Source organism: Streptomyces venetus, from assembly GCF_039540295.1.
Classification (GTDB): Bacteria; Actinomycetota; Actinomycetes; order Streptomycetales; family Streptomycetaceae; genus Streptomyces; species Streptomyces venetus.
Window position 1 is genome coordinate 819161 of the sequence record NZ_BAABET010000001.1, and the last position, 19191, is coordinate 838351.

The following is a 19191-nucleotide window of genomic DNA, read 5'->3' on the forward strand; positions in this document are numbered from 1 at the left end:
ACGCACAGCGTATGTCGAACGGTTGCACGGCCGTCACGATCGCACCGCGTGCCCCGTCAGCGGGTGGCGCCGACCGGCTCCTCCGGCTCGGCGGTGCCGACGAACGTCCGCCACAGCTCGGCGTAGCGCCCGCCGCGCGCGAGCAGCTCGTCGTGCGTGCCGTCCTCGACGACCTTGCCGTGGTCCATCACGACGACCCGGTCGGCACGGGCGGCGGTGGTGAGGCGGTGGGCGACGACGAGGGTCGTACGGCGGCCCGCGAGTCGGTCGGTGGCCTGGTTGACCTGGGCCTCCGTGGCCAGGTCCAGCGCGGCCGTCGCCTCGTCGAGCAGCAGCACGTCCGGGTCGACCAGCTCGGCACGGGCCAGGGCGATCAGCTGCCGCTGCCCGGCGGAGAGGTTGCGGCCGCGCTCGGCGACCTCGTGGAGGTAGCCGCCCTCCAGGGTGGCGATCATCTCGTGGGCGCCGACCGCCCGGGCCGCCGCCTCGACCTCGGCGTCGGTGGCGTCCGGACGGCCGTAGGCGATGGCGTCGCGGACGGTGCCCTGGAAGAGGTACGCCTCCTGCGGGACGACCCCCAGACGATGCCGGTACGAGGTGAGGTCCAGGGCCCGCAGATCGGTGCCGTCGACCGTGACCCGGCCGGTGGTGGGGTCGTAGAAGCGGGCCACGAGCTTGACGAGGGTCGACTTCCCGGCGCCGGTCTCGCCGACGAACGCGACGGTCTGCCCGGCCGGGATGCGCAGGTCGACCCCGCCGAGGGCCTCCTCGTCGTCACCGTAGGCGAAGTGCACGTCCTCGAAGGCGATCTCCCCGCGCAGGGAGGACACGTCGAGGGGCTTCTCGGCGGACTTCGTCGACGTCGGCTCCCGGAGCAGCTCCTGGATGCGGCCCAGGGACACCGTCGCCTGCTGGTAGCCGTCGAAGACCTGGGACAGCTGCTGCACGGGAGCGAAGAACAGGTCGATGTAGAGCAGGTAGGCCACCAGCGAGCCGATCGCCAGCGTCCCGTCGTCGACCCGCGCGCCGCCCACGATCAGCACGGCCGCCGCGGCCACCGACGACAGGAACTGCACGAAGGGGAAGTACACGGAGATCAGCCACTGGCCGCGGATGCGGGCCTGCCGGTAGCTCTCGCTGCGCCCGGCGAACCGCCGCGCGCCGTCCCGCTCGCGCCGGAAGGCCTGCACGATCCGCAGCCCCGACACCGACTCCTGGAGGTCGGCGTTGACCACCGACACGCGTTCCCGGGCCAGCTCGTACGCCTTCACGCTGGCCCGGCGGAAGAAGAACGTGGCGACGATCAGCGGCGGCAGCGTCGCGAAGACGACCAGGGCGAGCTGCACGTCGAGCACCAGCAGGGCGACCATGATGCCGAAGAAGGTGACGACCGAGACGAAGGCCGTGACCAGGCCCGTCTGGAGGAACGTCGACAGCGCGTCGACGTCGGTCGTCATCCGGGTCATGATCCGGCCGGTCAGCTCCCGCTCGTAGTAGTCGAGCCCGAGGCGCTGGAGCTGGGCGAAGATCTTCAGCCGCAGGGAGTAGAGCACCCGTTCGCCGGTGCGTCCGGTCATCCGGGTCTCGCCGATCTGGGCCGCCCACTGCACCACCACCGTCACCAGCGCGAGCAGGGACGCCGCCCACACGGCGCCGAGCGCGACCTTCGTCACGCCGGAGTCGATGCCGTGCCGGATCATGATCGGCAGCAGCAGGCCCATACCGGCGTCGACGGCGACCAGGAGGAGGCTGACCAGCAGCGGCAGCCCGAAGCCCCGCAGCAGCCGGCGCAGGCCGTACGACTCCTCCGGCTGGACGGCCCGCCTCTCGTCCACGTCGGGCACGTCGGTGGCCGGGGGCAGCGCCTCGACCTGGGCGAGCAGCTCGGGGGTGGCGGGGCTCTCCGCGAGGGCGGTGTCCTCGCGCTCGCGGTCACCGGTCCACAGCCGCGGGGTGACCCCGCGCTCGGCGTCGTACTCGGCGTCCAGCTCGTCCCGTACCGAGGTGTCCTCCTGGGGGCAGACCGGCTGGGTGTGGCCCGGGGAGACCGCGCCCAGCTCGTCGGGGTCGGTGAGCAGGCGCCGGTACAGGGCGGAGCGCCGCTGGAGCTCGTCGTGGGTACCGATGTCGGCGAGCCGGCCGCCGTCCAGCACGGCGATGCGGTCGGCGAGGTTCAGGGTGGAGCGGCGGTGGGCGATCAGCAGGGTGGTGCGGCCCCGCATGACGCCCTTCAGGGCCTCGTGGATCTCGTGCTCGACCCGGGCGTCCACGGCGGAGGTGGCGTCGTCCAGGACCAGCAGCCGCGGGTCGCTGAGGATCGCGCGGGCCAGGGCGACACGCTGGCGCTGGCCGCCGGAGAGGGTGAGGCCGTGCTCGCCGACGGTGGTGTCGTAGCCGTCGGGCAGTGCCCTGATGAAACGGTCCGCCTGTGCGGCGCGGGCGGCCTTCTCGATCTCCTCCTGGGTGGCGTCAGGGCGGCCGTAGGCGATGTTGTTGCGGACCGTGTCGGAGAAGAGGAAGGAGTCCTCCGGGACCAGGCCGATCGCCGCCCGCAGCGACTCCAGGGACAGCTCGCGCACGTCGTGGCCGCCGACGAGCACGGCACCGCGGGTGACGTCGTAGAAGCGCGGCAGGAGCAGGGAGACCGTGGACTTGCCGGAGCCGGAGGAGCCGACGACCGCGAGGGTCTCGCCGGGGCGGATCTCGAAGGAGAGCCCGTCGAGAACGGGGCCGGTCGTGCCGTGGGCACCGTCGTAGCCGAAGGCGACGTCGTCGAACTCGACGGTCGCGGGGGCGTCGGCGGGGAGCTCCTTGTGGCCGTCCTGGAACGAGGGCTCGGTGTCGATCAGCTCCAGGACACGCTCGGTGCCGGCGCGGGCCTGCTGGCCGACGGTGAGGACCATGGCGAGCATGCGGACCGGGCCGACGAGCTGCGCGAGGTAGGTCGAGAACGCCACGAACGTGCCGAGCGTGATGTGCCCGCGCACCGCCAGCCAGCCGCCGAGCGCCAGCATCGCGACCTGGCCGAGGGCGGGGACGGCCTGGAGGGCCGGGGTGTAGACCGAGTTCAGCCGGATGGTGCGGAGCCGTCCCGCGAAGAGCCTGCGGCTGACGTCCCGGAGCTTCCCGGTCTCCTGCTCCTCCTGCCCGAAGCCCTTCACCACCCGGACACCGCTGACGGAGCCGTCGACCACCCCGGCGACGGCGGCGGCCTGGGCCTGGGCGTACCAGGTGGAGGGGTGCAGCCGGGTGCGGCTGCGCCTCGCGATCCAGGCCAGGGCGGGGGCGACGGCCAGGGCGACCAGGGTGAGCGGCCATGACAGCGACGCCATGATCCCCAGGGAGATCAGGAACAGCAGGACGTTCCCGATGGTCATCGGGAGCATGAAGAGCAGGCCCTGGATCAGCTGGAGGTCGCTGGTGGCCCGGCCGACGACCTGGCCGGTGGACAGCTCGTCCTGGCGGCGGCCGTCGAGGCGGGTGATCGTGCCGTACATCGCCGTCCGCAGGTCGTGCTGGACGTCGAGGGCGAGGCGGCCGCCGTAGTAGCGGCGGACGTAGGTGAGGACGTAGACGACCAGGGCGGCGGCGATGAGCAGGCCGGCCCAGGTGGTCATGTCCCTGGTGTGGTCGCTGATGACGTCGTCGATGATCACCTTGGTGATCAGGGGGACGACGGCCATGACGGCCATGCCGGCGAGGGAGGAGCCGAGAGCGAGGACGACGTACTTGGGGTGGCGCCAGGCGTACCCCCACAGTCGGCCTGCCCATCCCCGTTCTGAACCCACGCCGGTGCCCTCCGATCGTCCTTCTCCTGCCGAAAGGCACCAACGCGGTGGCGACCGGATTTCATCCCGCCGTAACAATTTCTGTCCGTCGTCGGGTGCGCCGGTGAGGGGGCCGGCCACGCGGTTTCCCGCGCCCCTGGAAGAAGGGTGTTGCCCTTACCCGCGAGTAGCCGCGCGGGGAAGCGTCAGCTCGCGGCCAGGTCCTTGTGGATGACCTTGGCCACGGCCTGGATGGTGGCGATGCCGTAGTCCATGGTGCTGTTGCCGTGGGTGAGCACGGTCATGACGTAGTCGTGGCCGCCGCCCTTGAACGCGCCGACGCTGTGCACGCGCCAGCCGTTCGTGGAGCGCTGCAGCCAGCCGTTCTTGACGGCCACGGTCACACCGGAGGGCACTCCGTACGGCGTGCCCCAGCGCTGGGACGAGACGACCTGGCCCATCAGCTTGATGGCGTAGGCGCGGGCGTTGTCGCTGAGGACCGCGTTCTTGCCGGTGAGGAGCTTCAGCAGCTTCTGCTCGTCGGTGACGGTGATCTGGGTCAGGCCCCAGTAGCCGTTCGCGCCGGGCTTGGTCTGGGTCATGCCGGCGGCGGTGAGGAAGCCCTTGATCTTCGTCATGCCGAGCTGCTTCCACAGGGTGGAGGTCGCGGCGTTGTCCGACTTGGTGATCATGGCCTTGGCGAGGGTGTTCTCGCGCTCGGTGAGATACCGGTTCGACTTCTTCGCGTCCCACAGCAGCGCGGCGAGGACGGTGACCTTGACGACACTGGCCGAGTCGTAGGCGGACGTCGCGCGCAGGGTGCAGGTCGTGTTGGTGCTGCGGTCGTGGAGGCCGACGGCGACGGTGCCCTTGCGGGTGGCGAGGGCGGCGGTGATGTCCTTCTGCAGCTTGGCGGCGAGGCCGGCCTTGGCGGACGTGCAGGTCACGGCGGGCGGTGCGGCGGCGGCGGGCGTGGCGGCGGCGACGAGCGGCACGAGGACGCCCGTACCCACGGCCGCCGCCAGCACTCGCGCGCGGCGGGATATCCCAGAATTCATGCACCCCTTGACTCACGGACGAGGGGCAAAGGTTGTAGGCGTCGACGAAGACTTGTGCGAGTCGTTACCGGGCGCTGCGCGGTTTCACAGGCGCGTGCCAGCTTCGGCACAGCGGCCACCCAACGGGGCTGTCCACCATGCTCGGGTGACATCTGCCACCGAACCCCAGCTCCGCACCGCCGAGCCCCCTCCGGTTACGCCCCCGGCCGACGCCGTTCCGCGCTGGTCGCTGCCCGCGCTGCTCGCGATCCTCGCCCTGGCCGCGGTGCTCTACTCCTGGAACCTCTCCGGCTCCAGCCTCAACAGCTTCTACAGCGCGGCCGTGCTGAGCGGCACGCAGAGCTGGAAGGCGTGGTTCTTCGGCTCGTTGGACGCCGGGAACTTCCTCACCGTCGACAAGCCGCCGCTCGCGCTGATGGTCATGGGCCTGTCGTGCCGCCTGTTCGGGTACGGCACCTGGCAGATGATGGCGCCGATGGTCGTGGCCGCCCTGGCCACGATCTGGATCCTGCACTCCTCCGTGAAGAGGGTGTTCGGGCACGCGGCGGCGGCCGTCGCCGCCCTCGTCCTGGCCCTCACCCCGATCACGGTCGCCATCAACCGGGACAACAACCCCGACACGCTCCTGGTGTTCCTGATGGTGGCGGGCGCGGCCCTCGCCCTGCGGGCGGCGCGCGACGGGCGGCTGCTGCCGCTGCTCGGCTCGGCGGCCTGCTTCGGGCTCGCCTTCAACACCAAGATGCTCCAGGGCTACATCGCGCTGCCGGCCGTCTTCGCGGTGTATCTGTACGCGGCGAAACCGGCGTGGGTGAAGCGGATCGTCAACCTGCTCCTCGCGGCTGTGGTGCTGGCCGTGTCCAGCTTCTGGTGGGCGGCCGCGGTGTCGCTGGTCCCGGCCTCCTCGCGGCCGTACATCGGCGGTTCGACGGACGGCACCGCCTGGAACCTGATCATGGGCTACAACGGCCTCGGCCGGATCCTCGGTGGCGAGGGCAACGGCGGAGGCGGCGGAGGCGGAGGCGGAGGCGGCGGATTCTCCGGCACCGCCGGTCTCGGGCGGATGTTCAACGACATCCTCGGCGGCCAGATCTCCTGGCTGATCCCCTTCGCGGGTATCGCGCTCGTCGGCGGCCTGGTGCTGTGCGGGCGGGCCCCGCGTACCGACCGCACCCGGGCCGCGCTCCTGCTGTGGGGCGGCTGGACGGTCCTGCACTACCTCACGTTCGCGCTGGCCGAGGGCACGATGCACCCGTACTACACGACCGCGCTCGCCCCGGGCGTGGCGGCGCTGTGCGGGGGCGGCGGGGTCCTGCTGCTGCGCGCCTTCCGGGCGGACCGGCGGTGGGTGTGGGTGCTGCCCCTCGGGCTGGGTGTCACGGCCGTGTGGGCCGCGGTACTGCTGCGGCGGGCCTCAGGCTGGAACACCTGGCTGTGGCCTTCGGTGCTGGTCGTCATGGCGCTGGCCCTCGTGGGGCTGTTCGTCTTCCGGTCCGGCGTCTCGGGGCTGCGGCTGCGGCTGCTCGCGGTGTCCGTCGCGGCGGCGGTCGTCGCGGCGGTGGCGGGGCCGGCCGCGTACGCCTGGTCGGTGCCGTCCGGGTCGGGCGGTGGCGGTGGCATGGGCGGTACGAACCCGACCGCCGGGCCGACCACGGGCAGCGGCTTCGGCGGGCCCGGGGGCGGGGACGGGGGCGGAGGCGGCCGGGGGTTCCCGGGCGGTGGCTCGGGCGGTCCCGGCGGGGCTCAGCAGGGCGGGAACGCCCAGGCCGGCGGCGGCTTCCCGGGTGGCGGGACGCCGGCCGGCGGGCAGAGTGGGCAGGACGGGCAGAGCGGGCAGGACGGGCAGAGCGGGCAGGCACCCGGTGGTACGCCCCCGGGCGGCACGAGCGGTGGCCGGTCGGGGGAGGCGAGCTCGCAGCCCGGCCGTACGGGCGGCGGCATGGGCGGCGGCCCCGGGGGCATGGGCGGCGCGAGCAGCGAACTGATCGCCTACCTCAAGAAGCACCAGGACGGCGCCACCTGGCTCCTGGCCGTGTCCAGTTCGCAGAGCGCCGCCCAGCTCATCGTGAGCAGCGGGGAGCCCGTCATCTCGATGTGGGGCTGGTCCGGCAGCGACAAGGCGATGACCCTCGCCAAGCTCAAGGAACTCGTGAAGAAGGGCGAACTGCACTACATCCAGCTCGGCGGTGGCGGCATGGGCGGCGGCCCCGGCGGCGGCAGCAGTGTCAGCTCCGAGGTCACGGCGTGGGTGCAGAAGCACGGCACGGCGGTGAAGGAGAGCACGTACAGCAAGAGCACCAGCTCCAACTCATCGGCGCAGTCGAACCAGTCGACGATCTACCGCCTGGACCCGTCCGACGTCAGCTGATCCCCCACCACGCACACGCCGGAACGGCCCCCGACCACCCCTCGGTCGGGGGCCGTTCCGGCGTGCGGTGTTCTGCGAGAACTCTTGACGCCCTCTTTCCCCTCGGGATACTTGCGGTCGACAGCGCTCCAACTTCCGCTTCGGCAAAGGCAGTTGGACCCGTACGTCCGAGATTCCGAACGTCGTGCGAAGTTTCGCCCCCACGCGTCACGACCACCCCCCACAGGAGAATCCACCATGAGTCCACGCAAGGCGGTCATAGCCACCCTGACGGCCGCGCTCCTGATCGGCCCCGGCGTCGCCCAGGCCGCCACCCCCCGGACCACCGCCGCCCCCGCCCCGGCCGGCGACCGCGCCGCGGCGGCCACCATCTCCTGGTCCCTCGTCCGCGCGAGCAACCCGACCGAGGACCAGCGCACGGCCTACGACCTCATCACCAAGGCCATGAACGCGGCGGTGGCCCGCTACAACAACCTCAGCGACCTGGGCAAGACCATCACCGTCCGGTACGAGCCAGGTGTGCCCACCGCCGACGGCAACATCAACGGCACCATCCGCTTCGGCAGCAACCGCAGCTACATGAACGAGCGGACGGCCCTGCACGAGATCGCCCACACCATCGGCGTGGGCACCAGCGCGGGCTGGTCCCGGCTCGGCGGCAGCGGCACCTGGACCGGCGCGCAGGCCACAGCCCTCGTCAAGCAGTACGACGGCTCCGGGGCGAAGATCTCCACCGGCGGCGGCCACTTCTGGCCCTACGGCCTGAACTACGACAACGAGTGGTCGACCACGGCGGCCGACCGCCACGTCCACCTCGTCGCCGCGATGGTCCGCGACGGCCTCTAGCCGTGTCCGGAACCGGCGCCCTCAGGTCTGTCGACGCGGGCGCCGGGTACCCGGTTCAGGCACGAGCTGCTGTGTGGTCGAAGCAGAGGGAGGTCGGGGCGGTGGCGGTGAAAGCGATGGGGTGGGCGCACTCGTTCCCCATGTCCGAGAGTGTCCGGTCCGGGCGGCAGTGGACACGCAAACGTCTGGAGTCCCTGCCCTGGGCCGACGCCGAGCCGGACACGGTGGACGCCATCGTGCTGGCGGTGTCCGAGCTGATCACCAATGCGCATGTCCACGCGCACAGCGACGCGCACCTGGTCCTCACGTGGGACGGCGACTGCCTTCATGTGAGCGTCCACGACGAAGACCCGACGCTGCCGCGCGGGCGCGAGGCGGAGCCGGGGGATGTCGGCGGGCGTGGTGTGGCCATCGTGCGCAAGCTCGCCGACGAGTGGGGGATGCGGTGCCAGCGGCACGGCAAGACGGTGACGGCTTGCTTCCGCCCCGCCGATGCCGATGCCGATGCCGATGCCCGTGAATGAAGGTGCCGGTGAATGAAGGTGCCGGTGAACGAACGTGCCGGTGAACGAATGCGTGTCAGTCGGTCCCGGGATGCTTGCCGGGCCCGTCGGCGCCGGGGGACAACGGAGTGGGTGACAGTGTGGTGTCCTCCTCACCGGGCTCCAGAAGGGTGTCGGCGGCGCCGACGATGAGGGGGTCGGGGACGCCGACCGCCTCGGGGTCCTTGCTGGCGTAGTCGATGCGGGACAGCAGACTGCGCATGGTCTCCAGCCGGGCGCGCCGCTTGTCGTTGCTCTTGACGACGGTCCAGGGGGCGTGTGCGGTGTCCGTGGCGCGGAACATGTCGACCTTCGCCTCGGTGTAGTCGTCCCAGCGGTCCAGCGAGGCCAGGTCGGTGGGCGAGAGCTTCCACTGGCGCACCGGGTCGACCTGCCGGATCGCGAAGCGCGTGCGCTGCTCGGAGCGGGACACCGAGAACCAGAACTTCACCAGCAGGATGCCGTCGTCGACCAGCATCCGCTCGAAGGCCGGGCACTGGCCGAGGAACAGCTCGTACTCGTCCTTGGAGCAGAAGCCCATCACGCGCTCCACTCCGGCCCGGTTGTACCAGGAGCGGTCGAACAGGACGATCTCCCCGGCCGTCGGCAGGTGCGCGATGTACCGCTGGAAGTACCACTGGCCCGCCTCGCGTTCGGTGGGCTTGTCCAGGGCGACCACGCGTGCGCCGCGCGGGTTGAGCCGCTCGGTCAGCCGCTGGATCGTGCCGCCCTTGCCCGCCGCGTCCCGCCCCTCGCACACGACGGCCACGCGGGCGCCGGTGTCCTTGACCCACCGCTGGAGCTTGAGCAGCTCGATCTGCAGGACGCGCTTGGTCCGCTCGTACTCCTTGCGGCTCACCTTGTGGTCGTAGGGATGGTTCTCCCGCCAGGTCCGCAGGGGCCGCCCGTCCCCGTCCAGCACGATCGGGCGCTCCCGCCGGCTGGTGTCCACGGTCAGCCCGTCCAGCAGTCTGTCGGCGTCTTCGGCGTTCATCTCCAGGCTCCCCGTCGTTCTGCCCGCACCGTCGTTCAGAAGGGCATGCGGCCGCGGGTGCGGCGACCTGCCGAACCGCTGCGGCTCACCGCGCGGGAACTGGTGTGGAAGGGCTTGCTGAAGAGCCGGCCCAGTATCCCGGGCGCCTTGCCACCGGCTCGCGCCCCGGCACCGAGCGTACGCTGCGTGCCGCGTTCGGGGTGGCGGGACAGGCGGGGGACGAGGAAGGCCAGGACGGCCAGGACCACACATACGGCGATGACGGCGGCAACTACCATGATCGGCTCCCTTCGCTGGTGGACTGAAGCACAGGTGCCCCGTCCTGCCCCGCCCATGTGAGGAGCCAGGAACCCGGCCCGGCCGGTCCGGCCGGACCGGCCGCCGCTCAGCCCAGGTGCGTCGGCGCGAACATGCGCAGCACGGCGGGGAGCAGCACCACCGAGGGCCCGGGGGTCTCCAGCGCCTTCGCGAGGTCCCGCTCCAGGCTCTCCGGGGTCGTCCGGACCCCGGGGACGCCGAAGGACTCCGCCAGTGCCACGTAGTCCGGCCGGGTCAGTTCCGTCGCGGTCGCCTCGCCGAACGCGTCGTTCATGTACTCGCGCAGGATGCCGTAGCCGCCGTCGTCGACGATCAGCCAGGTGACGTTCAGGTCGTACTGGCGGGCCGTCGCGAGCTCGGCGATCGAGTACAGGGCGCCGCCGTCGCCGGAGACCGCGAGGACCGGGCGGGTCGGATCGGCCGCCGCGGCGCCGAGGGCCGCCGGGAAGGCGTAGCCGAGGCCGCCCGCGCCCTGGGCGGAGTGCATGTGGTTGGGGCCCTTGGCGTCGAAGGCCGACCAGGCCCAGTAGGCGAGGATCGTCATGTCCCAGAAGGACGGGGAGTCGGCGGGGAGCGCCCCGCGCACGGAGGCCAGGACGTCCTGTTCCAGGGTGAGTTCCTGGGCGGCGATGCGCTCGGTGACCTTCGCGAGCACCTCCCGGACGCGCTCCGGGGCCGCCGGGTCCTGTCGTTCGGACACCGTCTCCAGCAGCGCCTGCAACGCGAGGCGGGCGTCCGCGTGGATGCCCAGCGCCGGGTGGTTGGACTCCAGTTTGCCGAGGTCCGCCTCGATCTGGACGACCCGGCCGCGCGGCTTGAACGTGTGGTAGTTCGAGGAGAGTTCGCCGAGTCCCGAGCCGACCACCAGGAGGACGTCCGCGTCCTCCAGGAAGTCCGTGGTGTGCCGGTCCTCGATCCAGGACTGGAGCGACAGCGGGTGCTTCCAGGGGAAGGCGCCCTTGCCGCCGGGGGTCGTGACGACCGGGGCCGCGAGCAGCTCCGCCAGCCGCTTCAGCTTGCCCGAGGCGTCCGCCCGTACCACTCCCCCGCCCGCGATGATCGCCGGGCGTTCGGCATGAGACAGCAAGTGGGCGGCCAGGGCGGTCAGTTCGGGGCGCGGCGGCAGTTCCTCGGGGAAGGCGTCGCCGCCGGTCACCACCGGGATCGCCGTCGGCGCGAGCAGCACGTCCTGCGGGATCTCCACCCACACCGGGCCGTGCGGTGCGGTCAGCGCCGACTTCCAGGCCGCCTCGATCGCGGAGGGGATCTGGGACTGGGTGCGGACGGTGTGGACGGACTTGACCACGCCCCGGAACGAGGCGGCCTGGTCCGGGAGTTCGTGGAGGTAGCCGTGCCGCCCGCCGCCGAGCCCCGCCGTCGGGATCTGGCTGCTGATCGCCAGCACGGGCGCGGAGGCGGCCGCCGCCTCCTGGAGAGCGGCCAGGGAGGTCAGGGCGCCCGGCCCCGTCGACAGCAGCAGGGGCGCGGCCTCGCCGGTGATCCGGCCGTAGGCGTCCGCCGCGAACCCGGCGTTGTTCTCCACCCGCAGGCCGATGTAGCGCAGATCGCTGCGGCGCAGGGCGTCGAACATGCCGAGCGCGTGCTGGCCGGGCAGACCGAAGACGGTCGTGGCGCCCAGCCCGGCCAGCGTCTCCACGACCAGGTCTCCGCCATTGCGGCCGGGAGGAGGATTGAGGGCGGCCTCCGTCTGGGCGGGCGTCGGGCGGAGCACCAGGTCGTGGTCGTGAGTCACTTGGCTTCCGAGTCCTTCCGGGCCGCGGCGATCTGGCGGGACATGATCGTGGTCAGTTCGTACGCGGTGTGGGAGGCCGCCACCGACGTGATCTCCGCGTGGTCGTACGCGGGGGCCACCTCGACGACGTCGGCCGACACCAGGTTGCAGGATGCCAGGCCGCGCAGGATCTCCAGCAGCTCGCGCGAGGTCATGCCGCCGGCCTCGGGGGTGCCGGTGCCGGGGGCGTGGGCCGGGTCGAGGCAGTCGATGTCGATGGAGATGTACAGCGGCCGGTCGCCGATGCGCTGCCGGAGCTGGTCGGCGACCTCGTCGGCGCCGCGCCGGTAGACGTCGGCCGAGGTGACGATGCCGAAGCCCATCTTCTCGTCGTCGGTGAGGTCCTGCTTGCCGTAGAGCGGGCCGCGGGTGCCGACGTGGGACAGGGCGGAGGTGTCGAGGATGCCCTCCTCCACCGCGCGCCGGAAGGGGGTGCCGTGGGTGTACTCGGCGCCGAAGTAGGTGTCCCAGGTGTCGAGGTGCGCGTCGAAGTGGAGCAGGGCGACCGGGCCGTGCTTCTTCGCGACCGACCGCAGCAGGGGCAGCGCGATGGTGTGGTCGCCGCCGAGGGTCATCAGCCGGGCGCCCGTGCCGAGCAGGTCGTCCGCGGCGGCCTCGACGGTCTCGACGGCCTCGTTGATGTTGAACGGGTTGACGGCGATGTCGCCGCCGTCCGCGACCTGGGCGAGGGCGAAGGGGGAGGCGTCCTGCGCCGGGTTGTACGGGCGCAGCAGCCGGGACGCCTCGCGGATCGCGTTTCCGCCGAAGCGGGCGCCCGGCCGGTACGAGACGCCCGAGTCGAACGGCACGCCGACCACGGCGACATCGGCCCGTCCGCCGACCTCGTCGAGCCGGGGCAGCCGGGCGAAGGTCGCGGGTCCGGCGTACCGCGGGACGCGGGAGGAGTCGACGGGCCCGCGGGGAGTCTCGTTGCTGCTCATGAGGAAATGCCTTCTCTCCTACGCTTCTTCGCGTATGGACTGCTTAGTACTGCTATGTACTGCTTGCTGTACGACTTTACTGGGAAGCCGTGACCGGTTCGGACGCGAGTTCGGGGGACCGTCCCGCGAGCCGCTCGCGCCAGGCGGCGAGGACGGCGGCGTCGGTGGCGGGGGTGGCCAGGGAGACGACCAGGTAGGCGGCGAGCGAGGCGAGCAGCCCGTAGTAGACGGGCTCGTTGGCGAGGATGCCGTACGTCGCCATCAGGGTGATGACCGCGAGTCCGCCCACCACGACCGAGGCGAGAGCGCCGTGGACCGTGCCCCGCTTCCACAGCAGCCCGCCGAGGATCGGCACGAGCAGTCCGCCGACGAGGAGGTTGTAGGCGACGGTCAGTGCCTCCACGACGTTGTCGATCGCGATGGCCGTGCAGATGACCGCGAGGCCCATGATCAGGATGAAGAGGCGGTTGCCCTTCACCTCGTCGTGTTCCTCCTGGCCTTCGGCCGGTGCCTTGACGATCCCCCGCAGCCGGGACCAGATGTCGTTGTTGGCGACGGTGGCGCAGGCGATCAGCGCGCCGGACGAGGTCGACATCACGGCGGCCAGGGCGGCGGCCAGCACCAGCCCGCGCACACCGACCGGCAGTTCCTCCTTCACGATGGTCGCGAAGGCGTCGTCCGGGCTGCCGAGCTTCGGGTACAGCACCTTGGCCGCCGTGCCGATGACGGCACCGGCGAGGGCGTACGCGAGGCAGTAGGTGCCGGCGACGGTCCCGCCCCACTTGGCGGTGGTGTCGCTGCGGGCGGTGAACACGCGCTGCCAGATGTCCTGCCCGATGAGCATGCCGAAGGTGTAGATCAGCACGTAGGTGAAGATCGTCTCGCCGCCGATGCCGAGGGGGTCGAAGTACTCGGTGGGCAGCTGGGCCTTCATCTCGCCGAACCCGCCGGCCTTCACGACGGCGATCGGCAGCAGCAGGAGCAGCACGCCGATGGTCTTCACGACGAACTGCACCATGTCCGTCAGGGTGATCGACCACATCCCGCCGAGGGTGGAGTACGCGACGACGATCGAGCCGCCGAGGACGATCGCGAGGGTGCGGTTCATGTCGAACAGGACGTCGAAGATCGTGGCGTACGCGATGGTCGAGGTCACCGCGAGCATCAGGGTGTACGCCCACATGACGACACCGGAGATCACTCCGGCCCGGCCGCCGTAGCGCAGGTCGAGCATCTCGGAGACGGTGTACACCTTCAGCCGGGCGATACGGGCCGAGAAGAAGACGGACAGGGCGAGCAGGCCGAGGCCGATGGTGAAGACCATCCAGGCGCCGGACAGGCCGTACTGGTAGCCCAGCCCCACACCGCCGATGGTGGAGGCGCCGCCGAGGACGATCGCCGCCATGGTGCCGGAGTACATGGCCGGGCCGAGGCGGCGGCCGGCCACGAGGAACTCGCTCTTGGAGCGGGCGCGGCGCATGCCCCACCAGCCCATGGCCAGCATTCCGGCCAGATAGGCGACGATCACGAGATAGTCGACGGCCATGAGGACCTCCTTCGCACACGCTGAGTGGCGGGAGACGAGGTTGACGAGCACTGACCCTAGGTGGCCGGAAAGCGACTGCGAAGTGTACGTTTCATCCATTCGAGCCGGTGCCGGGTGGAGGGAACGCACATCATGCCGGACCCCGCTGTCCCGCCCACGCCTCCCGTACGGCTCTCCGCCCTGCTGGCCCGCGAGGACCTGGCCCTGCGGCGGATCGCCGGCCCGGACGACCCCGCGGCCGTCGTCCACTGGGTGCACACCTCGGAGATGGCGGACCCGTACCCGTATCTGCTGGGCGGGGAGCTGCTGCTCACGGCGGGCGTGCACATCCCGGAGGCGGCAGGGTCGGATGGGGGTCCCCCCTGCTCGAGCGAAGCCGAGAGCTTGGGGGACTATTTCGACGACTACGTGGCCAGGATCGTCGCCGCGGGCGGTGCGGCCCTCGGCTTCGGTGTGGCGCCGGTGCACGACACGGTGCCGAGGGCACTGGTCGCGGCCTGCGAGACCTACGGCCTGCCGCTGCTGGAGGTGCCGCCGCAGACCACCTTCTCGGGCGTGGCCCGCGCGGTCTGGCAGCTGATGGCCCAGGCCCGTCTGGCGGAACTCCGCCGCGTCACGGAGGCCCAGCAGAGCCTCACCGCCGCCGCCTCCCGGCCCGACCCGGTCCCGTCGGTCCTCCGGCAGCTCGCCCAGCGACTGGGCGGCCGGGCGGTGCTGTACGGGCCGGAGGGGGCGGAGATCGCGGGGGCGGGCCGGAACCCCGGGGAGGAGGCCGGCGCGGCGCTGGCGGGGCTGGCCGGGGTGGTGCGGCCGACGGGTGGGGGGCCTGGTTCTCCGCACCCCACCGCGGCCGGGGGACCCGGGGGCGGGCCTCCCCACCCCACCTCCGCCACCGACACCGTCGCCGGCACCCATCTCGCCGCCTACGCCCTCGGCGCCGGGCACGGCTTCGTGCTCGGGGTCGCCACCCCGGAGCGCGCGCCGGGGGACCACACCGTCGCCTCCGTCGCGGCCGTGCTGCTCTCGCTCCTCACCGGCGAACAGCAGAGCGGCACCGGTGCCGCCCGTTCCTCCGCGCTGGTGCGGCTGCTGCTGGGGGCTCCGCCCGAGGAGGTCGCGCCGCTGCTCGGCGGCCGGCGGTGGGTCGTCGTGCACGCCCGGCCCGACGGGCAGGGCCCCGCGGACGCCGTCGCGGCCTCCGCGCTCGGCGCCGCGCTCGGCTCCGCCCTGGTCGACCCGGCGGGCGACGTCGTACGGGTCCTGGTCCCGGCCGACCGGGCACCGGACCCGCTGTCGGGCTGGACCCTGGGCGTCAGCGCCGCCGCGGCCCCGGAGGACTGGCCCGCCGCCGACACCCAGGCGGCCCGCGCCCTGGCCCGGGCCCGCGCGACCCGGACCCCGCTGCTCCGGCACGGCCCGCGCCCCGCCCTGGCCGACCTGGTCCCGCCCGGCGAGGCTGCGGCCCACGCCCGCGCGCTCCTCTCCCCCGTCACGGCACACCCCGCCCTCACCGAGACCCTGCGCACCTGGCTGTCCCTGCACGGCAGTTGGGACCGTACGGCCGTCGCCCTGTCCGTGCACCGCAACACCGTGCGGCAGCGCGTCGCCCGCTGCGCGGCCCTGCTGGAGACGGACCTGGACGACCCGGACGTACGCATGGAACTCTGGTTCGCGCTGCGGCACATCTGAGTATGTGAGCGGCATCCTTCTGAGTACGTGACGCACATCCCAGGGGCCGATACGTCAGGGACTCCCACAGGGGGCTGCCTCACAATGGGTGGCATGCCGATACCCGGGACACCCAGCCGCGCCGAACTCGTCGACCACCTCGTCAGGACGCGCATCGCGGGCGACGTCGCCACCCCCCGCGAGAACAACCTCTCCCACTACCGCAAGCTGGCGAACGGCGACCGCCACTACTGGCTGGGACTGGAACTCGGCGACCGCTGGAGCGACGAGCAGGACGTCCTCGCGGTGATGGCGGAACGGGTCGGTGTGAACGACGACCCCGAGCACCGCTACGGCCAGGACACCATCGACCCCGAGCTGACGGTCGCGGCCCTGGACCGGCTCGCCGGGCGGCTGCGCAAGGCGGCCGACGGCGGGCAGCGGGTCCTCTTCGCCACCGGCCACCCCGGCGGCCTGCTCGACGTCCACCGCGCGACCGCGTCCGCGCTGCGCACGGCGGGCTGCGAGATCGTCGTCATCCCGGACGGCCTGACGACGGACGAGGGCTATGTGATGCAGTTCGCGGACGTGGCGGTGCTGGAGCACGGCGCCACCCTGTGGCACACCCACTCGGGCGAACCGATGAAGGCCATCCTGACCGCCCTGGAGCGCGCGGGCCGCCCGCTGCCCGACCTGGTCGTCGCCGACCACGGCTGGGCGGGATACGCGGGACAGCACGGCGTGGACTCCGTCGGCTACGCCGACTGCAACGACCCGGCTCTCTTCGTCGCCGAGGCCGAGGGCACCGTGCAGGTGACGGTGCCCCTTGACGACCACGTCGTCAGCCCGCGCCACTACGACCCGATGACGGCGTACCTGCTGACGGAGGCGGGCCTGATCTGAGGCCCGGCAGAGCCCAGGGGGTGTCCAGGCCCGGCAGGGCCTAGGCGGCGTCCGGTTCGCGCGGGACGCGGACCACGCCCTCCTGGATGACCGAGATGGCCAGCTGCCCGTCCTGCGTGTAGATCCGGGCCTGTCCCAGTCCCCGGCCGCCGTACGCGGACGGGGACTCCTGGTCGTAGAGCAGCCACTCGTCGGCGCGGAACGGCCGGTGGAACCACATGGCGTGGTCCAGGGAGGCCCCGACGACGTCCCCGACGGCCCAGCCGCCGCGGCCGTGCGCGAGCAGCACGGAGTCGAGCAGCGTCATGTCGGAGACATAGGTGGCGAGGACGACGTGCAACAGCGGGTCGTCGGCCAGCTTCCCGTTCGTGCGGAACCACACCTGGCTGTGCGGCTCGCGCGGCTCGCCGAACTTCCCGTACGGCGGCTCGTCGACGTACCGCAGGTCGACGGCGGCGCGGGCCTCGATGAACCTCTCCACGACCACGGGGTCGAGATGGCCGTACCCGCGCAGCCGCTCCTCCCCGGTGGGCAGCGTGGCGGGATCGGGCGCGGCAGGCATCAGCGCCTGGTGGTCCAGCCCGTCCTCGTACGTCTGGAACGACGCCGAGAGGTGGAAGATCGGCTTGCCGTGCTGGACGGCGACCACCCGGCGGGTGGTGAAGGAGCGGCCGTCGCGGATCCGGTCCACGGTGTAGACGATGGGCGCGCCGGGATCACCGGAGCGCAGGAAGTACGCGTGGAGCGAGTGGGCGTGCCGGTCCGCGGGGACCGTCCGCCCGGCGGCGACGAGCGCCTGCGCCGCGACCTGCCCGCCGAAGACCCGGGGTACGACGGCGGACCGGGAGCGGCCGCGAAATATGTCCTCCTCGATCTGCTCGAGGTCGAGCAGATCGAGGAGGTCCTGGAGTGCATTGCTCATGGCAACTGTTGTACCGGCCACTGACTGCGGTCGGATTACAGCCCCATGTCCTTCGCGATGATCGACTTCATGATCTCGCTGGTGCCGCCGTAGATGCGGTTGACGCGGTTGTCCGCGTACAGGCGGGCGATCGGGTACTCGTTCATGTAGCCGTAGCCGCCGTGCAGCTGGAGGCAGCGGTCGATGACGCGGTGCGCGACCTCGGTGCAGAACAGCTTGGCGCTCGCGGCCTCGGCGGGGGTCAGCTCACCGGCGTCCAGAGCCTCCGTCGCCCGGTCGGCGACGGCCTCGGCGGCGTCCACCTCGGCCTGGCAGGCGGCCAGCTCGAACTTGGTGTTCTGGAAGTGGGCGACCGGCTTGCCGAAGACGGTGCGCTCCTGCACGTACTGCTTGGCGAACCGCACGGCGGCCTTGGCCTGGGCGTAGGCGCCGAAGGCGATGCCCCAGCGCTCGGAGGCCAGGTTGTGACCGAGGTAGTAGAAGCCCTTGTTCTCCTCGCCGAGGAGGTCCTCGACGGGGACCTTCACGTCGACGAACGCGAGCTCGGCGGTGTCGGAGGTCTTCAGGCCGAGCTTGTCGAGCTTGCGGCCGACGGAGTAGCCCTCGGACTTGGTGTCGACGGCGAAGAGGGAGATGCCGTGGCGGCGGTCCTCGGCGGTCGGGGCGGCGGTCCGGGCGCAGACGATCACGCGGTCGGCGTGCACGCCGCCGGTGATGAAGGTCTTGGCGCCGTTGAGGACGTAGTGCGTCCCGTCCTCACTCAGCTTGGCGGTGGACTTCATGCCCGCGAGGTCGGAACCGGTGCCCGGCTCCGTCATCGCGATGGCCCACATCTCCTCGCCGCTGACGAACTTCGGCAGGTAGCGCTTCTTCTGCTCGTCGGTGGCGAGCATCTTGATGTAGGGCAGGGCGAGCAGCACGTGCACGCCGGAGCCGCCGAACTGGACGCCCGCGCGGGCGGTCTCCTCGTACAGCACGGCCTCGAACTTGTGGCTCTCCAGTCCCGCGCCACCGAACTCCTCGGGGACGTTGATACCGAAGATGCCCAGCTCACCGAGCTTGTAGTAGAAGTCCCGGGGCGCCTGACCCGCTGCGAACCACTCGTCGTACACGGGTACGACCTCGGCCTCGATGAAGGCGCGGATGGTCTCCCGGAACGCCTCGTGATCCTCGTTGAACACCGTACGGCGCACGCCGCCACCTCCGGACCTCTGCTGTCTAAGCGCTTGCTCACATCAAGATACCGGCGAGTATCAACGACCGTCCAGGGCGCCGGGGCGCGGGGCGGGGTAACGCTCGTCACGCTGGGGGTGGGAGGGCTGAGGGAGGAGCGCCTGCCAGGACGCGGGGCGCGGGGCGCGGGGCGCAGGGCGCAGGGCCGCGCGGGGCGCGGGGTGCAGGGGGCGCAGCCCCCGCCGGGGTACGGGGCGGAGCCCCGGGGCAAGCTCAGCCTCTTGCCCGACAGCTACGGGCGGGTGGGTGGGAAACCCGCCGGGGGGCAGGGGCGGAGCCCCCGCCGGGGCCGGGCC

Annotated in this window: 14 protein-coding genes; 5 read left to right on the plus strand and 9 right to left on the minus strand. The window is 71.9% G+C overall.

The window, feature by feature from the left end; translation table 11 throughout:
- Positions 1 to 56 precede the first annotated feature (56 nt).
- Positions 57 to 3788: an ABC transporter ATP-binding protein gene (locus ABEA82_RS03550; RefSeq protein ID WP_345659850.1), complete on the minus strand. Its 3732-nt coding sequence runs from the start codon at positions 3786 to 3788 to the stop codon at positions 57 to 59.
- A 185-nt stretch (positions 3789 to 3973) separates the two neighbouring features.
- Positions 3974 to 4825 (minus strand): serine hydrolase, encoded by an 852-nt coding sequence (locus ABEA82_RS03555; RefSeq protein WP_345659851.1) that lies wholly within the window; start codon positions 4823 to 4825, stop codon positions 3974 to 3976.
- A gap of 145 nt (positions 4826 to 4970) precedes the next feature.
- Between ABEA82_RS03555 and ABEA82_RS03560 the strand changes: the two genes are divergently transcribed.
- The 3 genes from ABEA82_RS03560 (at position 4971) to ABEA82_RS03570 (ending at position 8560) form a co-directional block, all read left to right on the plus strand.
- Entirely contained in the window at positions 4971 to 7190 is a 2220-nt protein-coding gene (locus ABEA82_RS03560; RefSeq protein ID WP_345659852.1) for a mannosyltransferase YkcB-related protein, read from the plus strand.
- 237 nt (positions 7191 to 7427) lie between these two features.
- Positions 7428 to 8036, plus strand: coding sequence for a hypothetical protein (locus tag ABEA82_RS03565; RefSeq protein WP_345659853.1), 609 nt, complete (start codon positions 7428 to 7430; stop codon positions 8034 to 8036).
- A gap of 101 nt (positions 8037 to 8137) precedes the next feature.
- Positions 8138 to 8560, plus strand: a complete 423-nt coding sequence (locus tag ABEA82_RS03570; protein ID WP_345659854.1) for an ATP-binding protein — start codon at positions 8138 to 8140, stop codon at positions 8558 to 8560.
- A 55-nt stretch (positions 8561 to 8615) separates the two neighbouring features.
- Here ABEA82_RS03570 and ppk2 read toward each other — a convergent pair whose 3' ends face one another.
- The 5 genes from ppk2 to ABEA82_RS03595 all read right to left on the minus strand — a co-directional run bounded on the left by ppk2 (position 8616) and on the right by ABEA82_RS03595 (position 14169).
- Positions 8616 to 9572 (minus strand): polyphosphate kinase 2, encoded by a 957-nt coding sequence (gene ppk2 / locus ABEA82_RS03575; protein ID WP_345659855.1) that lies wholly within the window; start codon positions 9570 to 9572, stop codon positions 8616 to 8618.
- A 35-nt stretch (positions 9573 to 9607) separates the two neighbouring features.
- Complete coding sequence (locus ABEA82_RS03580) at positions 9608 to 9850, minus strand: DUF6411 family protein (protein ID WP_345659856.1); 243 nt, start codon at positions 9848 to 9850, stop codon at positions 9608 to 9610.
- A 107-nt stretch (positions 9851 to 9957) separates the two neighbouring features.
- Complete coding sequence (locus ABEA82_RS03585) at positions 9958 to 11643, minus strand: thiamine pyrophosphate-binding protein (RefSeq protein ID WP_345659857.1); 1686 nt, start codon at positions 11641 to 11643, stop codon at positions 9958 to 9960.
- Positions 11640 to 12623 carry an agmatinase gene (gene speB / locus ABEA82_RS03590; protein ID WP_003990417.1) on the minus strand — a complete coding sequence of 328 codons (984 nt, stop codon included), beginning with the start codon at positions 12621 to 12623 and terminating at the stop codon, positions 11640 to 11642. Before speB ends, ABEA82_RS03585 begins: the two co-directional genes overlap by 4 nt.
- 76 nt (positions 12624 to 12699) lie before the next feature.
- Positions 12700 to 14169, minus strand: a complete 1470-nt coding sequence (locus ABEA82_RS03595) for a sodium:solute symporter family protein (RefSeq protein WP_345659858.1) — start codon at positions 14167 to 14169, stop codon at positions 12700 to 12702.
- Between the two features lie 132 nt (positions 14170 to 14301).
- Between ABEA82_RS03595 and ABEA82_RS03600 the strand changes: the two genes are divergently transcribed.
- Both ABEA82_RS03600 and ABEA82_RS03605 read left to right on the plus strand, forming a co-directional pair.
- Positions 14302 to 15858, plus strand: coding sequence for a PucR family transcriptional regulator ligand-binding domain-containing protein (locus ABEA82_RS03600; protein ID WP_345659859.1), 1557 nt, complete (start codon positions 14302 to 14304; stop codon positions 15856 to 15858).
- Between the two features lie 93 nt (positions 15859 to 15951).
- The gene (locus tag ABEA82_RS03605) at positions 15952 to 16740 is read left to right on the plus strand and encodes a phosphatase (RefSeq protein WP_345659860.1); all 789 of its coding nucleotides are present in this window, start codon (positions 15952 to 15954) and stop codon (positions 16738 to 16740) included.
- 40 nt (positions 16741 to 16780) lie between these two features.
- On the opposite strand, the gene ABEA82_RS03610 is transcribed toward ABEA82_RS03605, so the two are convergent.
- Together ABEA82_RS03610 and ABEA82_RS03615 are read right to left on the minus strand one after the other, a co-directional pair.
- Positions 16781 to 17662, minus strand: a complete 882-nt coding sequence (locus tag ABEA82_RS03610) for an acyl-CoA thioesterase (protein WP_345659861.1) — start codon at positions 17660 to 17662, stop codon at positions 16781 to 16783.
- A gap of 35 nt (positions 17663 to 17697) precedes the next feature.
- Positions 17698 to 18855: an acyl-CoA dehydrogenase family protein gene (locus ABEA82_RS03615; RefSeq protein ID WP_345659862.1), complete on the minus strand. Its 1158-nt coding sequence runs from the start codon at positions 18853 to 18855 to the stop codon at positions 17698 to 17700.
- Positions 18856 to 19191 lie beyond the last annotated feature (336 nt).

Bases quoted from the DNA above. Each gene is read 5' to 3' on its own strand.
- ABEA82_RS03555 (WP_345659851.1), bottom strand. From the start codon at position 4,825: ATGAATTCTGGGATATCCCGCCGCGCGCGAGTGCTGGCGGCGGCCGTG.
- ABEA82_RS03565 (WP_345659853.1), top strand. From the start codon at position 7,428: ATGAGTCCACGCAAGGCGGTCATAGCCACCCTGACGGCCGCGCTCCTG.
- ppk2 (WP_345659855.1), bottom strand. From the start codon at position 9,572: ATGAACGCCGAAGACGCCGACAGACTGCTGGACGGGCTGACCGTGGAC.
- ABEA82_RS03580 (WP_345659856.1), bottom strand. From the start codon at position 9,850: ATGGTAGTTGCCGCCGTCATCGCCGTATGTGTGGTCCTGGCCGTCCTG.
- speB (WP_003990417.1), bottom strand. From the start codon at position 12,623: ATGAGCAGCAACGAGACTCCCCGCGGGCCCGTCGACTCCTCCCGCGTC.
- ABEA82_RS03595 (WP_345659858.1), bottom strand. From the start codon at position 14,169: ATGGCCGTCGACTATCTCGTGATCGTCGCCTATCTGGCCGGAATGCTG.
- ABEA82_RS03600 (WP_345659859.1), top strand. From the start codon at position 14,302: ATGCCGGACCCCGCTGTCCCGCCCACGCCTCCCGTACGGCTCTCCGCC.
- ABEA82_RS03605 (WP_345659860.1), top strand. From the start codon at position 15,952: ATGCCGATACCCGGGACACCCAGCCGCGCCGAACTCGTCGACCACCTC.
- ABEA82_RS03610 (WP_345659861.1), bottom strand. From the start codon at position 17,662: ATGAGCAATGCACTCCAGGACCTCCTCGATCTGCTCGACCTCGAGCAG.